The organism is Kocuria sp. UBA1838 (assembly GCF_002338785.1).
In the GTDB taxonomy this organism is placed as follows: Bacteria; Actinomycetota; Actinomycetes; order Actinomycetales; family Micrococcaceae; genus Kocuria; species Kocuria marina.
Genome location: NZ_DDIY01000001.1, coordinates 36,771 through 59,645, shown reverse-complemented (window position 1 = coordinate 59,645; position 22,875 = coordinate 36,771). Strand labels below are relative to the sequence as shown.

Below are 22,875 nucleotides of genomic sequence, written 5' to 3'. Positions count from 1 at the left end.
ATCCCCGGGTCAGGGAATCACGCGGGGCAGTCCAGCCCCATGGCACCGCGGGTATTGGAGCCGCGGTTGAGGGCGCGGCCGATCTCACTGAGTTGGCCCACCTGTTCGGGGGCCAGTCGGTCGAAGACGATTTCCCGCACATGACGCACGTGGGCCGGAGCAGCCTCACGCAAACGTTCGAGTCCCACGGGGGTGATCTCCGCGATCACCACGCGGCGGTCGTCCTGACGGCCCGCGCGAGTGACCAGCCCGTCTTTCTCCATCCGCGCGACGATTCGCGAGAGCCGGGACTGGGACGTGTTCGTGGCCGTGGCCAGAGCGGACATCTTGTGCCGGTGGTCCGGGGCTTCGGACAGCATGGCGAGCACCAGGTATTCCGCGAGTGACATGTCCTCCTCGCTGCGCAACTGCCCCTCCACGGCACCCGGCAGGCGGAACATGATGGAGACGAGCGCGAGCCACGCTTCCCGCTCGTCCTCTGACAGCCACTTGGTCTCTTCCATACTCACGAGTGTAGTGAGCATATATTGACGCAGCAAATATTTCGCGTATCTAAGGACCTGGGTGACCCCGCCCCACGCCGACCGCTCAGGCACCCAGCGTGCGACGCCGCCCCGCGAGGGCGATGAACACGCCCTGTGCCACGGCCACCCCGACCATCACGAGCAGCGGTGCGGTCCAGGACCCGGAAGCGTCCTTCAACAACCCGATCATCACGGGGCCGAGCGCGGCGAAGAGATACCCCACGCTCTGCGCCATGGAGGACAGGGCCGCAGCCCGGTGGTAGTCCGTGGTGCGCAGCCCGAACAGGGCCATGGCCAGCACGATCGCCCCGCCGGTGCAGAACCCGATGAACAGCGCCCACAACAGGGACAGGGAGGGGACGAACAGCAGACCCAGCAGACCGATCACCGCTGAGGCAGCGAACACCGCACCCAGACCGGACTGCTCCCGGAGCCGGGGGATCATGAACCCGGCGAAGAGAGTCCCCACGAGTCCGCACGCCTGGAACGCGAAGTGGTACCACCCGGCCTGGACCGGGGTAGCGCCGTCGGAGATCTGGATCGTCGGCAGCCACGTGACCATCGTGTAGTAGACGGTGGACTGCAGCCCCATGTACACGGTCACCTGCCAGGCCAGGGCGGAGCCCAGCGGGAGCCGGGCCCGGGAACGTGCAACGGACGCGGTGACGGCCGGGGGAACCGCCGGTGCGGCGTCGTCGTCCGCTCCTGAACCCGGAGTCGGCGAACCAGGCCCCGTCGCATCGGGGGCCGCCGGGCCGGGGGCCGCAGCCCGGGGAGCGGCAGTGCCCGAGCCCACCCGGGAGGCCACCCCCAGGATCCACGGCAGGAAGACGGCCACGCCGATGATCGCCACGGCCGCCCAGATCCCGAGCGCGAACCGCCAGCCGGACGGGGCGACGTCCGCGATGGGGACCACCACACCGGAGGCGAGCGCCGCGGTCAGCGCCGTGACCGCTTGGTACACACCCGTCATGGGGCCGATCCGGTGCGGCCAGTCACGTTTGATCAGGGACGGGATGAGCACGTTGAGCACCGCGATCGCCGCGCCCAGCAGTCCCGTGCCCACCCAGATCAGCCCGGGCCCGGGAACCGAGCGGACCACGATGCCCGCCGCGAGGACCACGAGGGCGAGACCCAGGACCCGTTCGAGCCGGAATGCCTCCGCGAGTCGCGGCGCGAAGGGGGAGATCACGGCGAACGCCACGAGCGGCAGGCTCACGAGCAGCGACGCCTGCGACGCGCTCAATCCCACCTCGTGTTCGATCTGCGGCAGCACCGGGCCCACCGCGGTGATCCCCGCCCGCAGGTTGGCCCCGAGCAGGAGCACGCCGACCAGCAGCAGTCCCGCGCGGGGCGCACGGGCGGACACAGAACGCTCGGGGCGTGGATCGACTGCGGGCACGGGGCCACCTCTCCTGGACGTCCATGCCACCATAATGGGAGGCATGGACTCCCACGACACCTGGCCCGCGCCCGTGACCGTTGACGACCGCGGGTTCGACGCCGCCGCCATGCGTCAGTTGGGCCGCGCACCCGGGTCGGGCGAGGCCGCAGGGACCGGTTCCGCGGGTACCGGCACCGGGGCCCCGGGGGCCGATCCCGACCTCTCCGCCAAGCCCACCCTGCGCGAGAAGCTCACGGCCTCCCTGCTGCTCGTAATCCCCCTGATCTCCGCGCTCGTGGTGGTGCTCAGCGCCATCCGGTACACGGACACCCGCAATGGGTTGTGGCTCGGGGTCATCGCGGTGGTGCTCGTCCTGGCCGCGCTGTCCTGGGTCGCGGTGCTGCGGGGCGCGTTCGCCCGCGCCCGGGGCCACCTGGCCGCGCGGTTGCCGGGGGTGATCGGCCACGGTGTGGGCATCGTACGCGAGCTGGACGTGGAGTCCCCCTTCGACGAGAACGGCGTCTCGGACACCGTGACCGCCCACCTCACCCTGCGCGTGAACCCCACGCAGGGCCCGGCGTTCACCGCCGTGCTGGACGCGGTCTACGCACTGGCTGACGCCGAGAAGCTCACCGTGGGATCGCACGGGCCGGTGCGCTACCTGCGCTCGGACCCGGAGAACACGGTGGGGATCGAAACCCGGTTGCCCGAACTGACGGTGCAGCAGATCTACCGTGCCGCGGCCATGAACTGACCGCGGGGCAGGGTCCCATACCGCGCCGTCGTCATCAGCTCCGGTGCTGCGGAACGACGGCACACTGCCGGGGCAGGGTCATTGGCGGGAACCCTCGTGTGCGTCCCGGACCCACTCCTCGTCCCGGCGCAGGGACGACGAACCCGCGGGAGACGATCCGGCGGGCGGGACCGCCGCGTGCTGCTCGGTGTCCGCCTCGGGCTCCACGACCACCCGGGTGCCGGCACCGCGGGCGCGGGACGAGGAATCGGGAACGTTCGTGACGCTCACGGTCACCACGTTCAGGGCGATACCCAGGAGGAAGAAGATCCAGGCGGCCACGGCCACCGAGGCCAGGGCGAACAGCAGACCGATGAGCAGGAGACCCACGGACGTGAGGTAAGCGGGGGATTTGACGCGCCGGAAGTTGAACTTCATGTCCCCTATTTGATCATGTTTCCCCCCGCGCCCCGCGCGGGATCCGGCCCCGGCCAGGGACTTCACCAAGAACTTAACGGCTTGTCAGATCCGCGGCGCAGCAGTTCACTGGGAGTAGTTGTCACAGAAAGGATCCACCAGAATGTCCAAGAACCAGACACTTCAGCTCAACGACGGCCACTCCATCCCGCAGCTCGGCTTCGGCGTGTGGCAGGTGGAGCCCGATGTTGCAGAGGACGTGGTGGCCAAGGCCCTGCAGGTGGGCTTCCGCCACATCGACACCGCCGAGATCTACGGCAACGAGGAGGGCGTGGGTCGCGCGATCGCCAAGAGCGGCATCCCCCGCGAGGAGCTCTTCGTGACCACCAAGCTGTGGAACGACAACCAGGGCCACGACTCCGCCCTCCAGGCCATCGACGCGTCCCTCGAACGCCTCGGCCTGGACTACGTGGACCTCTACCTCATCCACTGGTCGCAGCCGAAGAAAGGCAAGTACCTGGAGACCTGGAAGGCGTTCCAGGAGATCAAGGACTCCGGCAAGGCGCGCTCCATCGGCGTCTCCAACTTCACGGAGAAGGCCCTGCAGGATGTCGTGGACACCGGGGTGGTCCCCGCCGTGCACCAGATCGAGCTGCACCCCTCCTTCAACCAGCAGCACATGCGCGAGATGGATGCCCGCAACGGCATTCTCACAGAGGCGTGGTCCCCGCTGGGCCAGGGCAAGGCGGAGCTGCAGGACGAGACCATCGGTGAGATCGCCCGCGCCCACGACGCCACCCCCGCGCAGGTCATCATCGCGTGGCACCTGGCCCTGGGCAACGTGGTGTTCCCCAAGTCCGTAACCCCGGAGCGCATCCAGCAGAACTGGGACGCCCAGCAGGTCACCCTCACAACGGAGGAGATCGAGGAGATCAACGGCCTCACCCGCGAGGACGGTCGACTGGGCTCGGACCCGGCTGACTTCAACGACTGACCGGGTGACCGCCCACGGCCCAGCCGCCGCCCACCCGAGGTGACGCGGCGCCGTCGGCGCCCCCGTCCGGCGCTCACGCCTGACGCGCTGACCACGCCGTTCGGCGCGGAGCAATGGCCCCGGGACTCTGGCAGGAGGACCCGGGGCCGTTCCCGTGGTGCGTCGCAGGCCCGGGCACCCAGCCCGGGGGTGCATCATGGACTGTTATGAGTCAGAACAGCCCGGACGGCAGCCGCGCGCACACCGCGGCGGCCACACCCCAGCCAGCCCTCGACCCGCACAACCCCGCGGGCAGAAAAACCTTCTTCGGCCAGCCCGGAATGCTGGCCAACCTCTTTTCGGTGGAGATGTGGGAGCGCTTCTCCTTCTACGGCATGCAGGCCCTGGTCCTGTACTACATGTACTACGCCGTCTCGGACGGCGGTCTGGGCATCGACAAGGGCGTGGCCGCCGGGATCGTGGGTGCCTACGGCGGCACCGTGTACCTGTGCTCCATCCTGGGCGGCTGGATCGCGGACCGACTGCTGGGCTCCGAGCGCACCATGCTCGCCTCGGCGGTGCTCATCATGGCGGGCCACATCGCCCTGGCCCTGATTCCGAGCGTTCTCGGCCTGACCATCGGCCTGCTGTGCATCGCTGTGGGTTCCGGCGGTCTGAAGACCACGTGCGTGAACCTCGTGGGAACCCTCTACGAGCGTGACGACCCCCGCCGTGACGCGGGTTTCTCCATCTACTACATGGGTGTGAACATTGGTGGCCTGTTCGGCCCCCTGCTCACCGGCTTCGCGTGGGCCAAGTGGGGCTTCCACATGGGCTTCGGTCTCGCCGCGATCTTCATGGCCTTCGGCCTGGTGCAGTACACCCTCACCCGCAAGGGTCTGCCCGCCACGGTGCACACCGTGGCCAACCCGCTGCCCCGCTCGCAGTACGGCAAGTGGATCGGCATCGTCCTGGCGGCCGTGGTGCTCGTGGTGGTGCTGCTGCTCACCGGCGTCCTCAACCCCGGGAACCTCTCCAACGCCGTGATCCTCGTGGTGGTGGTCTCCGCCGTGGCGCTGTTCGTGACCATGCTGCGTGACAAGGAGCTCTCCCCGGACGAGCACTCCCGGGTGATCGCGTTCATCCCCCTGTTCATTGCCACCGCGGCATTCTTCTCGCTGTTCCAGCAGCAGTTCACCGTGCTCGCCATCTACGCGGACACCCGGCTGAACCTCAACCTGTGGGGCTTCGATTTCAAGCCCTCGCTGACCCAGTCCATCAACCCTGTGTTCATCGTCCTGCTGGGCATGGTGTTCGCGGCAGCGTGGACCAAGCTGGGCACCCGCCAGCCGAGCACCCCCGTGAAGTTCGGTGTGGCGCTGCTGCTGATCGGCGTGGCGTTCCTCACCTTCGTGACGCAGGCACACACGCCGTCCGTGTTCATCGGGTGGATCGTGCTCGTGCTGTTCTTCGCCACCCTGGGCGAGCTGTTCCTCTCCCTGGTGGGCCTGTCCCTGGCCACCAAGCTCGCGCCGCGGAAGTTCCCCGTACAGATGATCGCGCTGTACAACCTCTCCGTGGCCCTGGGTACCGCGCTGTCGGGCTCGCTCGCGGAGTTCTACTCCGCGGACAACGAAGTGGGGTACTTCGGCACCATGGGCGCGATCACCATCGTGCTCGGCGTCGTGATGCTCCTCGCGTCCAAGCCCATCCTGAAGCTGATGCGCGGCATTCGCTGAGTTCACCCTTCCCTGGGCGTGCGCCTCGTATCCGCAGCGGCGGGTGCGGGACGCGTCGTCGTACCGGACGACGACGTCGCCCGCGCCCTTCCCCGGCACGGCTCGCCGCGCCGGGTCGTCCGGTGCTCCCACCACCCGGACCGCATCCTTTATGGTTACCTGTACGCATGAGCCGCGGGTCACATCCATGTCATCGGAAACCGGTGCCAGTCAGCGGCTGCACGAGGCCGATCCGCGGAGGAAACCATGAGCGATTCACCAGCGTCGAAGGATGTCACCTCGTCATCCACGGCGAGCAGTCGGACACCGGGCGCATCCGGCGCCGCCGGGGCACCCGCGTCCTCGGGGGGCGGGCATGAGCTGAAGCGGGTCATGGGTCCGGGATTGTTGCTCCTGTTCATCGTGGGGGACATCCTGGGCACGGGCGTCTACGCGCTGACCGGCAACATCGCCGGTGAGATCGGCGGCGCCGCGTGGGCACCCATTCTCATCGCGTTCGTGGTGGCCACGATCACCGCGTTCTCCTACCTGGAACTCGTGACCAAGTACCCCGGGGCCTCGGGTGCGGCGCTCTACACGCACAAGGCGTTCGGGATCCACTTCCTCACGTTTCTCGTGACGTTCGCCGTGCTGTGCTCGGGACTGACCTCCGCCGCCACGGCATCCAGCACCGTGGCCTCCAACTTCGCCAAGGGTTTCCACCTGGACGTGGGCCCGCTGGGAATCACCATCGTGGCCGTGGCCTTCCTGGCGATCCTCGCGCTGGTCAACCTGCGCGGGGTGTCCGAATCGGTCAAGCTCAACGTGGTGCTCACGTGCATCGAACTCACCGGCCTGCTGATCGTGATCCTGGTCGGGTTCTGGGCCGCGGCCCAGGGCAGCGCGGACTTTAGCCGCACGGTGATCTTCGAGACCTCGGACGACAAGGGCATGTTTCTGGCCCTGACCGCCGTCACGTCCCTCGCGTTCTTCTCCTTCGTGGGCTTCGAGGACTCGGTCAACATGGTCGAGGAGACCAAGGACCCCACGCGCAACTTCCCGCGCGTGATGCTGCTGGGCCTGTGCATCACCGGCGTGATCTACGTGCTGGTGTCCGTGTTCACGGTGGCGATCGTGCCCATAGGTGAACTGGGACAGTCCACGACCCCGCTGCTGGACGTGGTGCGCATCGGTGCCCCTGGTCTGCCGATCGACACCATTTACCCGTTCCTGACCATCTTCGCGGTCGCCAACACCGCATTGATCAACATGCTCATGGCCTCGCGCCTGCTCTACGGCATGGCGCGGCAGGGCGTGATCCCGGGCTTCCTGGGCAAGGTGCTCCCCGGGCGTCGCACCCCCTGGGCCGCGATCATCTTCACCACCGTACTGGGCATGGTGCTCATCATCCTGGTGAACAACGCGATGGGTAAGGGCACCGCCGCGGCATTGGGCGGCACCACCGCGTTGCTGTTGCTCGCCGTGTTCACGGTGGTCAATGTGGCCGCCGTGATCCTGCGCCGTGACCACTCCCAGGAGGGTCACGACTATTTCCACGCCCCGCGCGTCCTGCCCTACCTGGGCGCCATCACGTGCGCGTTCCTGCTGGGGCCGTGGGCGCAGGACGTCATCGAGTACCAGATCGCGCTCGTCCTGATCGCCCTGGGCCTGGTCCTGTGGTTGCTGAACTTCCTGTACGCCCGCCTGTTCACGGGTCGCCGCACCCGCTTCCATCGCCCCGAGGACCTCGCCAACCTGGAGGACGTGGACCGCTGAGTCCACTCCCCCACCCACCCGCTCACGGACCCGGAGACGTCATGAACATCGTTGTCGGATACTTACCCACCCCCGCCGGCCGGGCCGCCCTGCGCGCCGGGATCACCGAGGCCACCCTGCGTTCGGCGGACCTCGTGGTGGTCCAGGGCCATCACGCCAAGCGCTGGGGGCGGCATACCGGCCCCGAGGACACCGAAGCCGCCATGAGTGAGGACCGCGCCGCGCTCGACGAGAGCGGCGTGTCCTACGAACTGGTCCCCGTGGCGCACGACGCCGATCCGGCGGACGTCATCCTCGAGGCCACCGATCGCGACCGGACCGCTCTGCTCGTGATCGGGACACGCCGGCGCACTCCGGTGGGCAAGTTGATCATGGCCCCCACCACGCAGCGGCTGCTGCTCGAGGCCGGGTGCCCTGTGCTGTGTGTGAAGGCGGGGTACGACGCCGCCTGAGTGAGCGACGTCGACCGTTTCCCGTCACGCGCCAGCGGCCCTGACGGGGAGTGACCACGCGAGCCACCAGCCATCGCCCCGTGGAACGGCGGGCCGGACCCCAAGGTCCGGCCCGCCGTCGTGGGTGGTACGTGATGGAAAGGACGCTCAGGCCGCGCGGTCGGTCCGCTCGTCGTGCCGCGCGGCGCCGTCCAGAGCGGTACTGCCCCGCGCGGGCCGGTACGACGGCGCGGGCTCGGTTGTCGTCGTGGAGCCGGCGCCGCGCATGGTCGCGGGTGCGGGTTGGGACATCCCGGCCTGACGCCACGAGAACCCAAAGGCGAGAGCGGGCACCACCTTGTTGGCCAGGGCGCACCCGGCCATGACCCCTGCCCAGGCCACGGGCACGGCGGCCAGGACGTCCAACGGGTAATGCGCGCCCGAGTACATGCGGGCGGCCCCGACGATCACCACGGCCAGCGTGCCGAGCAACGCGATCCGACGCCGCGAGGAACGGCGGGAGGCCACGAGACCCATGGCCAGCGCGATCGCCATGACCGCACCCGTGTGCGAGGACGGGAAGGACATGGAGCCGGTGACCGGTGCGAGGGCCTCTCCGCTCAGGAACGTGGGACGCGGCCGCTCCACGAACACCTTGACCAGACCCACGGCACCCCATCCGGCGAGGGCGGTGATGCCGAACCCGGTGGCGTCGAGGGGGCGGCGTCTGAGGACGGCCAGCCACCCGATGACGGCGGCGATGATCAATATCACCGCGCCGTTGGACAGTGCGTACTGCACCGCGGTGGCCACCGCGTCCAGAAGAACGTTGCGATGCTGGGAGAGCCCCTCGAGCAACGCGGTCTCCCCGTGGGTGATCTGCGGTGACAACACCACCAGACGCCCAAGGGTTGCCGTCAGCAACACCGTGACCAAGGGAACGGCCACTCGGTGACGCAACTGCGGCAACCGCCACGGGGACCCGCCCGGCGAGGGGGAAGTGTGCTGCGCCGGATAGGTCATGTGTCAATGGTGACACGAGACACTCAACGATTCCTGAAGTGGGCGTGTCGCACGCGGTGTGGCGTCCCAGACGCGGAGTTCCAGGGTGTTCCAGGGTCGGCGTCGCTGCGCGGGCGCACCGTGCCCCGCGGGCTGAGAACGAGGTTTCACGTGAAACACGTAATCCGAAAACACTTTTTTATGGTTGCATGATTTGATCGGAATATATTCGATGGGGATGCGTAATCCAGTCATGTGATTTTTCTTCCGCGGACACCGTCACGGGCGCCCAAAAAGTTCATTTCCCGAATACTGACTACACTCAGCCCTCAAGAAACGTTCGAGAAGGGAAGAGACGATGGCGTCCACACCCCCACCCCCGCGCTCCACGCGAGAGTCTCGGGCGCAGGTCGGCCCGCCCTCCACACACCCGTCCTCGCCGCAGCCTGCCTCCGCGCAACTGCCCGCCCCGGGATCGCAGGCCGCACTGCGCCTGGCCAATCGCCGCAGGGTCGTGGACGCGGTGCGCGAGCTGGGTGCGGCGACCCAGGCGAGCATCGCGCGGGAGACGGCCCTGGCGCCGTCGACGGTTTCGTCCATCGTCCACGAGCTCACCGCGTGCGACCTGCTCGCCATGGAACCCGAGCACGGCGGGCGGCGCGGGCAGCGCGTGCACTTCAGTGAGAGCGCCGGCTACCTGGTGGGAGTGGACGTGGGCCACCGCCACGCGAGCGTGGCCGTGGCCGACCTGAACCTGGACGTCCGCGCGCAGCGGCGCATCGACCTCCCGGCCGGGCACCGCGCCGAGGACGTACTGACCGGGGCGCGAGAGATCCTCGACGAGTTGCGGACCTCGCTCGACGTCCCCGCCCAGCGCATCCTGGGCGCGGGGCTCACCCTTCCCGCGCCCGTGGACGCCGAGTGCCGCGGCCTCGGTTCGGAGGCCATCCTCCCGGCGTGGGCCGGGCTGGACCTGCGAGCGCTAGCCACCGGGACGCTGGGCTGTCCCACCGTGGTGGAGAACGACGCGAACGCCGGGGCCGTGGCCGAGCACGCGCTCGGCGCGGGGCGTGGGACGGCCCACATGGCCTACCTCAAGCTCTCGCACGGCGTGGGTGCCGGGCTGATCCTGGGCGGCGGGCTGTACCGCGGGGCCACCGGGTCCGCGGGTGAGATCGGCCACGTGACGCTCGACGAACGCGCGGGGCTGTGCAGGTGCGGCAACCGAGGGTGCCTCGAGACCTTCGTGTCCTCCCAGACCGTGCTGGACGTCGTGGCCTCCTCGGGTCGGCGCGTGGAATCCGTGGGTGACGTGGTCCGGGAGGCACTGGCCGGCGATCCCGGATGCACCCGGGTGATCACGGACACCGGGCGGTTGATCGGCGGCGCCGTGGCGCAGCTGTGCAATGCGTTCAACCCGGAACTCGTGGTCGTGGGCGGGGAGCTCGCGCGCGCCGAGGACCTGCTGCTCGATCCCGTGCGGGACGCAGTGCAGCGCTACGCGGTGCGCGGTTGCGTGTCCGGGCTGCGGATCGTCACCGCGCAACTCGGGGCCCGGGCGCACCTCATGGGTGCGCTCATCCGTGCGCGGGCCGAGACGTCCCTCCCCGTTTAAGACGTCCGGGGCGCGCCGGCCGCCGCAAACGACACGCGGGAAATTTGTCTTCGACTCATGGACATTTTGTGATATGGGTCCTACCCTGGGTTCACTGTCCTTCCCCGGCAGCTGCCCTCCCTGGTCCCACGAGCTGGTTCCAGGAGACGAAAACCCGCCTCGTACGGGCCCCTCGACCGGTACATCCCCGGAACGGGACGCATGATGCCCGGGAGCGGGAAGCGTTGAATTTCGATACAGCAAGGGAGCTGCGGGATGAGCCATCCAGCGCAAGCACACTCGCCGGAGCGTCATCAGACGAACACCGGCGCGGTCATTCGCATCACCACCGTGGCCGCGTTCGGCGGCCTCCTCTTCGGGTACGACTCCGCCGTGATCAACGGTGCGGTCTCCTCCATCCAGTCCACGTTCGACGTGGGTCCGGGGCCCCTGGGCTTCGCGGTGGCCGCGGCCCTCCTGGGCGCCGCCGTGGGTGCGTTCTTCGGTTCCCGCATCGCGGACCGCACGGGGCGCATCCCCATCATGAAGATCGCGGCACTGTTGTTCCTGCTCTCGGCGATCGGCTGCGGTTTCACGCAGTCCATCGAATGGCTCGTGTTCTGGCGGGTCGTGGGCGGTATCGGCGTGGGCGTGGCGTCCGTGATCGCACCGGCGTACATCGCGGAGGTCTCCCCCGCACACCTGCGCGGACGCCTGGGCTCCCTGCAGCAGATGGGTATCGTGCTGGGCATCTTCCTGTCCCTGCTCATCGACGCCCTGCTCGCCCACGGGGCCGGTGGCGCCGCCAACGAGATGTGGTTCGGGCTGGCCGCGTGGCGCTGGATGTTCCTGGTCATGGCCGTGCCCGCCGTGCTGTACGGCATCGGCGCGTTCCTGATCCCCGAGTCGCCGCGCTACCTGGTCTCGGTGGGTCGTCCGGACGAGGCGCGCGCCGTCCTCTCCCGGATCCACGGTGACGACGCCGTGGACGCCCGCGTTTCCAAGATCCGCAGCACCGTGGACGACGAACGCAAGCCCCGCTTCGCGGACCTGCGCGGTTCCATGGCCGGGCTCAAGCCCGTGGTGTGGGTGGGCATCGGCCTGGCCGCCCTGCAGCAGTTCGTGGGCATCAACGTGATCTTCTACTACTCCAACGTGTTGTGGGAGTCAGTGGGCTTCAAGGAGTCCGATTCGTTCACCATCTCCGTGGCCACCTCCGTGGTCAACGTGGCGGTGACCATCGTGGCCATCTTCCTGGTGGACCGGATCGGGCGCCGACCGCTGCTGCTCCTGGGCTCCGCCGGCATGGCCCTGTCCCTGGGTGTGATGTCCGTGGTGTTCGCGACTGCCACCAAGGTCATGGTGGACGGCCAGCTCACCCCCGAGCTCGGCCCCGTGGCCGGACCCGTGGCGCTGATCGCCGCCAACCTGTTCGTCGTGTTCTTCGGTGTCTCGTGGGGTCCGCTCATGTGGGTCCTGCTCGGTGAGATGTTCCCCAACCGCATCCGCGGCGCGGCGCTGGCCGTGGCCGGTGCGGTGCAGTGGATCGCCAACTGGGCCGTGACCGTCTCCTTCCCCTCACTGTCCAACTTCTCGCTGGGACTGACCTACGGCATCTACGCGTTCTTCGCGCTGGTGTCCCTGGTCTTCACCATCAAGATGGTGCGGGAGACCAACAACGTGGAACTCGAGGACATGCACGCCTGATCCCACTCTCCCCGTCCCGATGCCCCGGTTCGCGTGACACGCGCACCGGGGCATCGTCACACCGGGTTCACGGCCGTGATAACAGCTCGTCGTAATACCGGTAGGGGTCGGGTGTTCGGGTATTTTCAAGACAGATTTGCCGCTGCCCGGGCATCGGGGCCCGGGAAGCACGACACATTCAACGACGAAAAGAGAGCCTCCCATGACGCAGCACACCGACTCCTCGACCTCAGGACGCAAGTCCGCGGGCCACGTGATCGTGGATTCCCTCGCGGCGCACGGGGTCGAGCGCGCCTACGTGGTCCCCGGCGAGAGTTACCTGGACGTCCTGGACGGGCTCTACGACTCCCCCATCGACACTGTGGTGTGCCGTCAGGAGGGTGGCGCCGCGTACATGGCGGAAGCGGACGGGAAGATGAACGACGTCCCGGGCGTGGCCATGGTGACCCGTGGTCCCGGCGCAGCCAACGCGCACGTGGGCCTGCACACCGCGTGGCAGGACTCCACGCCCATGGTGTTGTTCGTGGGACTCATCCCGTTCGAGCACCGTGAGAAGGAAGCGTTCCAGGAGTTCGACCCGCATCAGTGGTTCGCCTCCGGGGCCAAGCGCGTGATGGTCCTGGACCACGCGGAGCGGGCCTCCGAGTACGTGGCCGAGGCCATGTTCGCCGCGCGTTCCGGGCGTCCGGGGCCCGTGGTGGTGGGCCTGCCCGAGGACATCATCACCCGGCAAATCGAACCCACGGTGCACCCGGAGATCCCGGTGGCCGGCGGCGGGATGACCGTGGAGGACTGGAAGGCCCTCGAGTCCGCGCTCAAGGAGTCCCAGAAGCCCCTGTTCGTCTTCGGTGGTAACGATTGGACCTCGCAGGGCGCGCAGCATTTCACCGCGTGGCTCGAGGAACACCACATCCCCGCCGCCGCGGAGTGGCGCTGCGAGGGCACCGTCCCGTTCGACTCCCCCTCGTACGTGGGACCCATCGGTTACGGCCGCCCCAAGCCCACCCACGATCTGCTGGAGGAGACCGACCTGCTGGTGTTCGTGGGCACGGTCCCCGGTGATGTGATCACCAACGGCTTCCTGGTGCGCCAGGACTGGACCAAGAAGAACTTCATCGTGACCATGGACCCCTCCATGCGCGGGCGTTCCGGCGCGGTGACCTACCAGATCGTGGCCAAGCCGGACGTGTTCGTGCGTGACCTGGTGCGCATGAACCTGCCCGTCTCGGACGTGTGGCGGAAGTGGTGCGCGCGGATGCGTCAGCAGCAGGTGGATTTCTCCACCCCCAAGGACGCCTCCCCCGCGGACGGCCCGGCCTCGATGGACACCATGATGGCGAACCTCGTCGCGACCCTCCCCGAGGACGCCATGGTCACCTTCGGCGCGGGCGAGCACACCAACTGGGCCCACCGCTACTTCCCCACGAACGGCTACGCGTCCATGATCTCCGCGCGCAACGGCTCCATGGGTTACTCGATCCCCTCCGCTGTGGCGGCGTCCCTGAACTACCCCGGCCGCCGCGTGATCTCGATCGCCGGGGACGGCGAGTTCCTCATGAACGGCCAGGAACTCGCGACCGCCGCGCAGTACGGCGCCACTCCCCTGGTCATCGTGATGGACAACCAGGAGTACGGCACCATCCGTACCCACCAGGAACAGCACTACCCGGGCCACGTCTCCGGGACCCAGCTGAAAAACCCGGACTTCGCGGCCATGGCCACGGCGTTCCACGGTTTCGGTGTGCGTGTGGAGCGCGAGTCCGAGATCCCCGGGGCGCTTGAGCAGGCCTACAGGGCGATCGACGAGGACCACACGTTCGCGTTGATCCACCTGGTCGTCCAGCAGCGCAACAAGGCATACTGATCCCGATATAAATACTCGTCACGACGCCGCGTCGCCCGTCCCCAGGGAGGGGCACCGCGGCGTCGTCCGTTCAGGACACGCGCGCGAGGATCACCGCAAGGGGTGGGCGGCCTGATCCCGGTACATCCGCCCGACGACGACCGCGACCACGCCGAGCGTGGGGGTCAGCAGTGCGACGCCCCAGAAGATCGCTTCCGGTGACAGCAACTGCGAGACGGGTCCGGCCACGGCCATGGAGATGGGCATGAGGGACAGCGAGACGAAGAAGTCCAGAGACGAGATCCGCCCCAGCATGTGCCCGGGCACCCGCCGTTGCAGGAGCGTGCCCCAGATGACCTGACCCGCGCCACCCGTGGCCCCGAAGATGCACAGCGCCGCCGCCATGACCCACCACGAGTCGGTGCCACCCACTAGACCGAACGGCAGGGTGCCGAAACCCCACAGCCAGACCATGGTCGTGAGGTACTTGCGGGGCAGTTGCACTGATGCCATGATGCTCGAGCCCACGGCCGTGGACACGCCGTACAGCCCCAGCATGGCGCCGTAACTCGCGAGCGATCCGCCCAGCCGGTCCACCACCAGGAACGGGACGAGCACCTCGAGCGGGCCGATGAACAGGAACACCGCGCTCATGGCCCACAAGAGCGTCCACAGCAACCACGGGGTGCGCACGCAGTACCGGAACCCGTCCACAAGATCGCGAAGGACGGAGGGCCGCGCGGCGTCCACCGCAGGGATCGGTCCGGTGACCTCGCGCTCCGGGATCCGTAACCGCAGCATGAAGGACAGCGCGATCGCGTGGCACACCGCGATCGCCAGGACGGACGCCCCCGGGAGGGCCAGGCCCGTGAGGACCCCGCCCACCGCGGGCCCGGCCGCGATCTGCAGCAGGGGGCGGGCCGTGCCCTCCACGCCGTTGGCCGCGAGCAGCTGATCGGGCGGCAGGATCCTGGGCAGGGCCGCGGAGTAGGCGGGGTAGAAGAACCCCACGGTGCCGGCGAAGACGAACGCGGCGAGCGCGAGGTGCCACAGCGCGAGGGTGTCGGTCCAGATGAGGATCACGATGGTCAACGCCGTGACCAGGTTGGTGACCTCCACGCACCGCAGGATGAGTCCCAGGGGCAGGCGGTCCGCGGTGACCCCGCCGAGCAGCACGAAGCACACCATGCCCACCGCGCCGGCGGCCATAACGAGGGACAGTTGCACCGCGGAACCCCCGAGCGCCATGACCCGCGCCACGAGGGCCACGGCCCACAACCCGGAGCCGAAGACGCTCATGCACATGGCCACGGCGAGCACCGTGTACGCACGTGACGAGAACGGCCGCAGGGCCCGGGGAAGTTTCACCCGCACAGGTTACCGGTACGTTGTCACGGGGACCACACCGGTGCCATACGGTGAGGACGGAAGCCTGTCCGTCCCCGCCGTGGAGGAGTCATCGTGCGCGCAACCCATGTCCTCGAGAAGGGGACCATCCTGACCGAGCAGTGACCGGCCCCGGAGGCCACGCGGGCACGTGCGTGATCATGGGTGCGGGCTCCGCGGGCCTGTTCTTCCGCCAGGACGCGCTGCGCCGGGGCTTCGAGCAGGTGATCGTCTCGGACAAGCAGGAATCACGCTTGCGGATCGCCCGGGAGCTGGGGGCGCACACGGCCCGGGTCCCGGACGAGGAACTGGCCTCCGTGGCCGCCCAGTCCGAGCCCGGTCTCGTATCCTTCCACAAGGCCGTGCGCCGCATCCACGACGGCGAGGTGACCGTGGACTACTGCCTGGGCCCCGTATACCCGTTCGAGGAGGCCGGCGAGGTGCTGCGGATCGTCGAACGCGGCGGGGACGGCCACGTCAAGTTCACGATCGTCCCGTAGCACTCTCCTGCGGCCCCCGGTCCCGGAACCCCTTGAGGATCTGCAGGGCCACCGGGATCACCGAGATCACCACGATCAGGATCGCGATCAGGTCCACGTGGTCACGGATCAGCGGGATCCCGCCCAGCAGGGACCCGGCCACCACCATGATGGTCACCCACAGGAAGCCACCCAGGACGTTCCATCCCACGAAGCGGCGGTACGGGTGGCGCGCCGTGCCCGCCACGAGCGGGACGTACGTGCGGATGATCGGGACGAAGCGCGCGAGCACGATCGCCCTGCCGCCGTAGCGCAGGAAGAAGTCCTCCGTGCGGTTGAGGTAGGAGGTCTTCAGGAACCGGGCGTCGTCGGAGAAAAAGCGCCGGCCGAACCGGTTACCCAGGAAGTAGCCCACCTGGTCCCCCGCGACCGCCGCGATGAACGGTACCAGGATCATGAGCCACAGCGGGACCTGCAACGCCTCGTGCAGCAGTCCACCCGTGAACAGCAGGGAGTCCCCGGGCAGGAACGGGAACAACAGCCCCGATTCCACGAACACCATCAGGGTGGTCCCGGCGAGCGCCCACGGCCCCAGCTGCTCGAGCAGTTGGGCGGGATCGCCTAGCGGTGGCAGCTGCGGGATCAGCGTTCCCGCGGTGTGCAGCAGTTCAAGCGTCATGGTGACCCACTCTTCTCCTCGTGGGCCGGGTGCCGCGCACCACGGTCCTGTTCCTCCCCGGACGACGGCGCTCGCCCGGGGTAGCTCGTTCGTCCCGCGGTGTGCCCGCAACCGGGGTCGCGCGGGGCGCGATCACGGCTGCTGCGGCTTCACGAACGGGAAACTCAGGACGTCGCGGATGGTCGTGGCGGTCATGAGCATGACCAACCGGTCCAGCCCGATCCCCATGCCACCGGCCGGGGGCATGCCCACCTCCAGGGCGTCCAGGAAATCATTGTCCACCTGCATGGCCTCGAGGTCCCCCGCGGCGGCCTTGAGCGACTGCTCCGTGAGCCGGCGGCGCTGGACCACCGGGTCGGTCAGCTCGGAGTACGCCGTACCGACTTCCATGCCGTTGACCACCAGGCCCCAGCGTTCCACGAGCCCGCGCTCGGAGCGGTGGGGTGCGGTCAGCGGGGAGGTCTCCTCCGGGAAGTCGCAGTAAAATGTGGGGAACACGGTGTGCGGTTCCACGAGCTCCTCATAGAGGCTCTCGAGCACCGCCCCGGGGCCCATGCCCGGACCGATCTCCACGTCGTGCTGCGCGGCCACTGCGAGCAGGGTCTCGAAGTCCGACTCGATCGAGATCCGCCGTCCCGCCGCCTTGCTCACCGCATCCGTCACGGCGATCACGGGCCACGGCCCGGACACGTCGGTCAGCACGGGCACGGCGTCGGGGTTGTGCACGTCGTACAGGGGCAGCACTTGGGTACCGTGCAACGCCTGGGCCACCGTCTTGATCATCGTCTCGGTCAGCTCGCGCATGACCGTGTAATCCGCGAACGGGTGGTACGCCTCGAGCGCGGTGAACTCCGGGTTGTGGGTCGCGTCCGCGCCCTCGTTGCGAAAGTTGCGGGCTACCTCGAAGATGGGCCCGCTGCCCGCCACGAGCAGTCGCTTGAGGTACAGCTCGGGTGCGATCCGCAGCGTGAGGTCCATCCCGTACGCGTTGATGTACGTGCGGAACGGGCGCGCCGAGGCCCCGCCGTGCACCGTGTTCAGCACCGGTGTCTCGACCTCGCGGTAGCCCTGCCCGGTCAACACGCGGCGCACGGTGTCCACCGCGAGCGAGCGCTGACGCAACAGGTCCATCCCGCGCGGGTGGGGCGTCAGACGGCCTGTTGCGAGGCCGTCACCGGGAGGCCGGCCTCGAGCCGACGCCGCCGGTCCGCCTTCTGGCGCTTGACACCCGCGAGCGCGAGGAGACCTCCGATCACGGCCAGCGCGGCCGCCACGAGGGCCGGGGAGCGGTAGCCGAAACCGGCGGAGATCACCGCACCGCCCAGCAGGGCCCCGATCGAGTTGGCCACATTGAACGCCGCGTGGTTAAGCGATGCGCCCATGAGCTGGGCGGGCCCCGCCGCCGTGATGAGCCAGCTCTGGATGCTGGGCATGATGAACGAGTTGGCCAGTGCCATGAGGAACCCGGCCACGAAGATCCCCACGGGGGATCCCGCGAGCGCCCCCACGAGCAACAGTGCCGCGGTGAGCGCCGGGAAACCCACGGCCATGGTGCGCCGGGCACTGCGGTCCGCGCTGATCCCGCCCAGGATGTTGCCCAGGGTCATGCCGATTCCCACGACCGCGAGCAACCACGGGATGCCGGCGCCGGACAGCCCCGCCAGCTCACGGCTCATCTGGGTCAGGTAGCTGTAGATCGCGAAGAACCCGCCGAAACCGATCCCCGCGATCCCCATGACGATCCACACCTGCGGCAGCCGGAACGCCCGCAGTTCACGGCGCCGGTTCGCTCCGACCACCCGGTCCTGGTGGGGGACGGTCAGCCACACGCCGATCGCAGTGACCGCGAAGACCACGGCCACCGCGACGTATGCCATGCGCCAGCCGTAGGCCTGACCGACCGCCGTCATCACGGGGACACCTACGACGTTGGCGACCGTGAGCCCCGATAAAGCAAGTGCCACACCCTTGGCCTGGTTCCCCGGACCCATCACGGTGGCGGCCACGAGGGACGCCAGACCGAAGTATGCGCCATGGGGAATACCCGCGAGGAACCGCATCACCAGGAGGGACTCGAACGTGGGCACGATTGCAGAGGCGAGGTTGCCCATGAGCAGTGCCGCGGCCATCACGAGCAGCATCATGGTGCGGGAGGACTTCGCGGCGAAGAAGGAGATGACCGGGGCCCCGACCACGACACCTATGGCGTACGCGCTCACGAGCCACCCGGCGCGTGCGATCCCGGTCTCAGAGGACGCACCGTAGAGATCGGGCAGGAGGTTCTGAGCGATCTGGGGCAACAGTCCCATGGACGCGAATTCCGTGCAGCCGATGCCGAAACCGCCCAGGGCCAGGGCGAACAGCGCGAGTCTTCGACGGGCGGGGGTCAACTGGGACATGGACGCGCGACCTTTCGAGGATTCGCAGGTGGGGCTCCCCAGAGGGATGCGGGCGAGTGGCCGCAGAGGCCGTAGCGATCGGTCCGTGGCCTATGACAGCGCACCGCGCAGGCGCTCGTAGCGGATGAACCGCGCGGGCGGACCATTCGGGCAGCACCCGGGCGGGGACAGGATCAGTACAACACGGTGCACGCGCGATTTATTCACGAGCCCGCACACGTGTGGGTGAGGTCACGATCGTGAACTGTCCCCACCCCGTGCACGAAAATTATCCACAGGTGTGGAGAACCTTGTGCATATCGCGATCGACATGTCCCCTCCAGGGCAGTCCCAGCGCGCTGTCGCGGTATCCACAGGGGTGTTCACAGTTGTGGAATTACACATCTGTAAGTTGTTAACAGGTGTGGACAACCCCTGTGGACAGCCATTGGGACGCCCGGATCAGAGTGCGAGCCCCGACCCGGATCCGGCGGAACGGGAGAGCTTTCCCTGCTTACGGCCGGGCCCGGTCAGAGTCGGCGACGCAACCCCGGCAGCATGGCGAGCGCCACGAGACCACCGGCGATCAACCCGCCCACGTGAGCCTGCCAGGCGATGCCGCCCACCAGGAAACCGAAAGCCAGGTTGATCGCGATCAACACCGCGATGGGCGTGATGTTGTTCTTGAAGTGGCGCATGAACACGAACATGGCGCCGAAGAGCCCGAAGACGCCGCCGGACGCCCCGATGACGAGCACCCACGGATTACCGAGCAACAGCACTCCCACGGATCCGCCCAGCACGGACACCACGAACAGGACGGCCATCCGCCAGGTCCCCAGCAGCGGCTCGAGCATCCGACCGAAGAGATAGAGCGTGTACATGTTGAGCAGTAGGTGCAGCGGTGAGGGCATCGCGTGGACGAAACCGCTCGTGAGCATCCGCCACGGCTGGGTGTCCGTGAGTGAGGGAGCGTATCCCAGGATGCTCGTCAGGCTGTAGGGCGTGAACAGGCTCGTGAGCCACTGCAGGCCCCACATGACCACGCAGATCCCGATGAGCGTCCACGTCACGGGCATGCCCCCGACGCGCTGGGGGCTGCGACGACGGCGCGGCGCAGCGCCGTCGTACCCGCCGCGTGGCGCGCCACCCGGGTGGGCGGACTGCTGACCGTGGACGTACTGCCCGTACCGCGGGGCGGGAACGGGCGCGCCGCTCCACGGGGCGGGACCGTCCGGGGCGCCGGCGGGCCGTCCTTGGTCCGGCGGGTCGTCGGGGTGGTGGGTCATGGTCATCCTCCGGGAGTGGGCGGGGCGGCTGGACGGGGCTCGAATACGGACGAAGCCCACCCGGGGACCGGGTGGGCTTCGTGCCGGGCGTGAAAGCTGCGGGTCAGAGCTTCTCGATGTCGATGGAGGTGATCACGCAGTCCTCCACGGGGCGGTCCTGGCCGCCGGTGCGCACGTTGTTGAGCTCGTCCACGACCTTCTTGGACTCGTCGTCCGCGACCTCACCGAAGATGGTGTGCTTGCCCTGCAGCCACGTGGTGGGCGCGGTGGTGATGAAGAACTGGGAGCCGTTGGTGCCGCGGCCGTTGCGGGTACCGGCGTTGGCCATGGCCAGCATGTACGGGGCGTTGAAGTTCAGTTCGGGGCTGATCTCGTCGTCGAAGTTGTAGCCCGGGCCACCGATGCCCTGGCCCAGCGGGTCCCCGCCCTGGATCATGAAGTCCTTGATGATGCGGTGGAAGACGACGTCCTTGTAGAGCGGGCCGTTCTGCTTCTCACCCGTGCGGGGGTCCGCCCATTCCTGGGTGCCGTCCGAGAGACCCACGAAGTTCTTGACCGTCTTGGGCGCGTGGTTGCCGAAAAGGTCCACCACGATGTCCCCGTGGTTGGTGTGGATGGTGGCCTTGTGCGTGGCGATAGCGGAAGTCATGATTCACATTGTGGCACGGCGTCCTCGGGGCCGGCAGAACGCTCCCGAGGTGTTCAGCGCACAGTGAAAAGGGCTGGGGTGTCGCTTTTCCCCGGGAATCCCGGGGTTGTCAGACCGTATGCTGAAGGTGGAGATTTTTACGGTCACCACTGTAGGAGGGACACACAATGAGCTTGTTCAAGAGCAAGGCCCAGAAGCAGACCGAGCACGCCCGGAAGAACGCCGAGTCCAAGGTCGTCAGCGCTGGGGACTGGCTCTCCAGCGAGATCGGTGAGCTCGGGGAGAAGCTGCAGCACGGCGTGCAGGCGGGTGCGTCCGCCCTCGCGAGCGGTGTGGAGGCCACGGGTCCCTACGTCCAGGACGGTCTGGGCAAGGCGCAGAACCTCGGTGAGGACATCAAGCACCGCGGCGAGAAGGCCAAGGCTGCCGGTGCCGCTGCCGCCGCCCCCCTGGCCGCGAAGGCCGCCAAAAAGACCGCCGAGGGCCGTGCCGTGGCGCAGGACAAATACTCCGGTGCCGTGGCCGCGCTGGCCTCCAAGGTCGCCCACGCGGACACCTCGGACCAGTTCGACGCCCTCGTGGCCAAGCTGACCGGTGACAAGAAGACCGTCAAGCGCATCCAGAAGGCCGCGAAGAACTCGGCCAAGGAATACGCCAAGCAGCAGAAGAAGGCCCAGGGTGGCCACAAGGGTCTGCTGCTCCTCGGTCTCCTCGCCGCCGGTGGCGTGGCCGGTGTGGCCGCGTGGCGCGCGTCCCGCCCGGTGCAGGACCCCTGGAAGACCCCCGTCACGGCCTCCCCGCGTGTCTCGGCTTCCCCGGTCAACACGAGCTCCACGGTCGCCGCCGGCACCGGTGTGAAGGTAGACGACGTCAAGGACCCCACCTCCTCCGCCCAGAAGGCGGGCACCGCGTCCCAGGCCGCCCACCGCGCCTCGGACAGCGTGAAGTCCGTGGCCGAGGACGCCAAGCAGACCGTGAACGAGGTCAAGGAGCAGATCAAGGGCTCCAAGACGGACGACATGGGCACCCCGGACAACCGCTCCAAGCACAACGCGGGCGATCCCAAGCACTGAGCCGGTTCTCGCGCGTCGACCGCGCGTGACCCGCACGACGACGGCGCCGCATCCCTTCGGGGGTGCGGCGCCGTCGTCGTACCGGAATGAACACACGAACCCGTGCGTGGCGAGCGCACGGGCTACATGGAAGGAACGCATGAGTCGTTCGTTGCGAACGCACGGGCCGCGCCGGGAGACCCGCGGCCCCGTGCGGTGGGCTCAGGAGAAGATGTCGGAGACCGTGTCCCACATCTGGTAGACGCCCAGGATGATGAACAGCACGGCGCAGACCACCAGGACCGCGTTGGTGAACACACCGTTGCGCCAGCGCTTGGGCGTGCGGGACGTGTTGAGCAGTCCCAGCAGCGTGACCGCCAGGAACGGCATGAACAGTGCCCCGAGCACGCCGTAGAGCAGGATGAGGAACACGGGCCGGTCCAACAGGAGCAGGAGCATGGGCGGGAACGTGAGCCACAGCAGGTAGAACTTGAAGTACTTCCCGCCGTTGCGGGTGTCCGGGTGGCCGCTGGGCTTCTTGCGGATGTTGCCCCAGTAGTCCGCGAACATGAGGGACACCCCGGACCACACACCCACCACGGAGGAGAACGAGGCCGCCCAGAACCCCACGAGGAACGCGATGCCGATGACGTCCCCGTAGCGGTCGCGCAGCACCCGGTCCAGGTCCAGCAGGCCCTTGTCCCCGGCGCTGATGGCGTAGCCGGCGGAGTAGAGGACCTCGGCACCCACCACGAGCATCGCGAGCACGAAGATACCGGTCACGGTGTAGGCCACGGTGTTGTCGAGCTGCATCACGCGCATCCACCGCGGTTGGTGCCAGCCCTTCTCCCGCAGCCAGTA

The 22,875-nt window shown here is 68.3% G+C and carries 21 protein-coding genes; 10 read left to right on the top strand and 11 right to left on the bottom strand.

Annotated features, from left to right (window positions below; all coding sequences use genetic code 11):
• Window positions 1-17: 17 nt before the first annotated feature.
• The gene (locus B3I25_RS00295; RefSeq protein ID WP_098053845.1) at window positions 18-503 is read right to left on the bottom strand and encodes a MarR family winged helix-turn-helix transcriptional regulator; all 486 of its coding nucleotides are present in this window, start codon (window positions 501-503) and stop codon (window positions 18-20) included.
• Between the two features lie 85 nt (window positions 504-588).
• Window positions 589-1,926, bottom strand: a complete 1,338-nt coding sequence (locus B3I25_RS00290; protein ID WP_206399063.1) for a CynX/NimT family MFS transporter — start codon at window positions 1,924-1,926, stop codon at window positions 589-591.
• A 43-nt stretch (window positions 1,927-1,969) separates the two neighbouring features.
• Here B3I25_RS00290 and B3I25_RS00285 point away from each other — a divergent pair, with 43 nt between their 5' ends.
• Window positions 1,970-2,662: a hypothetical protein gene (locus B3I25_RS00285; RefSeq protein WP_286737409.1), complete on the top strand. Its 693-nt coding sequence runs from the start codon at window positions 1,970-1,972 to the stop codon at window positions 2,660-2,662.
• Window positions 2,663-2,740: 78 nt separating this feature from the next.
• Here B3I25_RS00285 and B3I25_RS00280 read toward each other — a convergent pair whose 3' ends face one another.
• A complete protein-coding gene (locus B3I25_RS00280; protein WP_131332081.1) occupies window positions 2,741-3,079 on the bottom strand; it encodes a hypothetical protein in 339 nt (112 codons plus the stop codon).
• A 142-nt stretch (window positions 3,080-3,221) separates the two neighbouring features.
• Here B3I25_RS00280 and B3I25_RS00275 point away from each other — a divergent pair, with 142 nt between their 5' ends.
• From B3I25_RS00275 to B3I25_RS00260, 4 genes are all read left to right on the top strand, one after another.
• Window positions 3,222-4,052 (top strand): aldo/keto reductase, encoded by an 831-nt coding sequence (locus B3I25_RS00275; protein ID WP_144997553.1) that lies wholly within the window; start codon window positions 3,222-3,224, stop codon window positions 4,050-4,052.
• Window positions 4,053-4,258: 206 nt separating this feature from the next.
• Window positions 4,259-5,770: a peptide MFS transporter gene (locus tag B3I25_RS00270; protein ID WP_286737407.1), complete on the top strand. Its 1,512-nt coding sequence runs from the start codon at window positions 4,259-4,261 to the stop codon at window positions 5,768-5,770.
• A 246-nt stretch (window positions 5,771-6,016) separates the two neighbouring features.
• Window positions 6,017-7,525, top strand: a complete 1,509-nt coding sequence (locus tag B3I25_RS00265) for an APC family permease (RefSeq protein WP_144997555.1) — start codon at window positions 6,017-6,019, stop codon at window positions 7,523-7,525.
• Window positions 7,526-7,566: 41 nt separating this feature from the next.
• Window positions 7,567-7,977, top strand: coding sequence for a universal stress protein (locus tag B3I25_RS00260; RefSeq protein WP_286737406.1), 411 nt, complete (start codon window positions 7,567-7,569; stop codon window positions 7,975-7,977).
• A gap of 147 nt (window positions 7,978-8,124) precedes the next feature.
• Here the strand turns inward: B3I25_RS00260 and B3I25_RS00255 are convergent, their stop codons facing one another.
• Window positions 8,125-8,979, bottom strand: a complete 855-nt coding sequence (locus B3I25_RS00255) for a phosphatase PAP2 family protein (RefSeq protein WP_286737405.1) — start codon at window positions 8,977-8,979, stop codon at window positions 8,125-8,127.
• Window positions 8,980-9,316: 337 nt separating this feature from the next.
• Here B3I25_RS00255 and B3I25_RS00250 point away from each other — a divergent pair, with 337 nt between their 5' ends.
• The 3 genes from B3I25_RS00250 to B3I25_RS00240 all read left to right on the top strand — a co-directional run bounded on the left by B3I25_RS00250 (window position 9,317) and on the right by B3I25_RS00240 (window position 14,123).
• Entirely contained in the window at window positions 9,317-10,573 is a 1,257-nt protein-coding gene (locus tag B3I25_RS00250) for an ROK family transcriptional regulator (protein ID WP_286737402.1), read from the top strand.
• A 255-nt stretch (window positions 10,574-10,828) separates the two neighbouring features.
• Window positions 10,829-12,259, top strand: a complete 1,431-nt coding sequence (locus tag B3I25_RS00245; protein ID WP_206478807.1) for a sugar porter family MFS transporter — start codon at window positions 10,829-10,831, stop codon at window positions 12,257-12,259.
• Between the two features lie 202 nt (window positions 12,260-12,461).
• Entirely contained in the window at window positions 12,462-14,123 is a 1,662-nt protein-coding gene (locus B3I25_RS00240) for a thiamine pyrophosphate-dependent enzyme (protein WP_286737400.1), read from the top strand.
• A 90-nt stretch (window positions 14,124-14,213) separates the two neighbouring features.
• Here the strand turns inward: B3I25_RS00240 and B3I25_RS00235 are convergent, their stop codons facing one another.
• On the bottom strand, window positions 14,214-15,470 hold the full coding sequence (locus B3I25_RS00235) for an MFS transporter (RefSeq protein ID WP_144997565.1): 1,257 nt from the start codon (window positions 15,468-15,470) through the stop codon (window positions 14,214-14,216).
• Between the two features lie 140 nt (window positions 15,471-15,610).
• On the opposite strand from B3I25_RS00235, the gene B3I25_RS00230 reads away from it, so the two are divergent.
• The gene (locus B3I25_RS00230; RefSeq protein WP_286737398.1) at window positions 15,611-15,988 is read left to right on the top strand and encodes a hypothetical protein; all 378 of its coding nucleotides are present in this window, start codon (window positions 15,611-15,613) and stop codon (window positions 15,986-15,988) included.
• Here B3I25_RS00230 and B3I25_RS00225 read toward each other — a convergent pair.
• From B3I25_RS00225 to B3I25_RS00205, 5 genes are all read right to left on the bottom strand, one after another.
• Window positions 15,972-16,646, bottom strand: coding sequence for a DedA family protein (locus tag B3I25_RS00225; protein ID WP_064845497.1), 675 nt, complete (start codon window positions 16,644-16,646; stop codon window positions 15,972-15,974). The genes B3I25_RS00230 and B3I25_RS00225 overlap by 17 nt on opposite strands.
• Window positions 16,647-16,778: 132 nt before the next feature.
• Window positions 16,779-17,777 (bottom strand): amino acid--tRNA ligase-related protein, encoded by a 999-nt coding sequence (locus B3I25_RS00220; protein WP_064845496.1) that lies wholly within the window; start codon window positions 17,775-17,777, stop codon window positions 16,779-16,781.
• Window positions 17,778-17,794: 17 nt separating this feature from the next.
• Window positions 17,795-19,045 carry an MFS transporter gene (locus B3I25_RS00215; RefSeq protein ID WP_206478812.1) on the bottom strand — a complete coding sequence of 417 codons (1,251 nt, stop codon included), beginning with the start codon at window positions 19,043-19,045 and terminating at the stop codon, window positions 17,795-17,797.
• 509 nt (window positions 19,046-19,554) lie between these two features.
• Window positions 19,555-20,313, bottom strand: coding sequence for a rhomboid family intramembrane serine protease (locus B3I25_RS00210; protein ID WP_286737397.1), 759 nt, complete (start codon window positions 20,311-20,313; stop codon window positions 19,555-19,557).
• Between the two features lie 103 nt (window positions 20,314-20,416).
• Window positions 20,417-20,962 carry a peptidylprolyl isomerase gene (locus B3I25_RS00205; RefSeq protein WP_064845494.1) on the bottom strand — a complete coding sequence of 182 codons (546 nt, stop codon included), beginning with the start codon at window positions 20,960-20,962 and terminating at the stop codon, window positions 20,417-20,419.
• Between the two features lie 167 nt (window positions 20,963-21,129).
• Between B3I25_RS00205 and B3I25_RS00200 the strand changes: the two genes are divergently transcribed.
• Window positions 21,130-22,035, top strand: coding sequence for a hypothetical protein (locus B3I25_RS00200; protein ID WP_286737396.1), 906 nt, complete (start codon window positions 21,130-21,132; stop codon window positions 22,033-22,035).
• 201 nt (window positions 22,036-22,236) lie between these two features.
• On the opposite strand, the gene B3I25_RS00195 is transcribed toward B3I25_RS00200, so the two are convergent.
• On the bottom strand, window positions 22,237-22,875 hold a 639-nt coding region (locus B3I25_RS00195), incomplete at its 5' end, for an Nramp family divalent metal transporter (protein ID WP_286737395.1).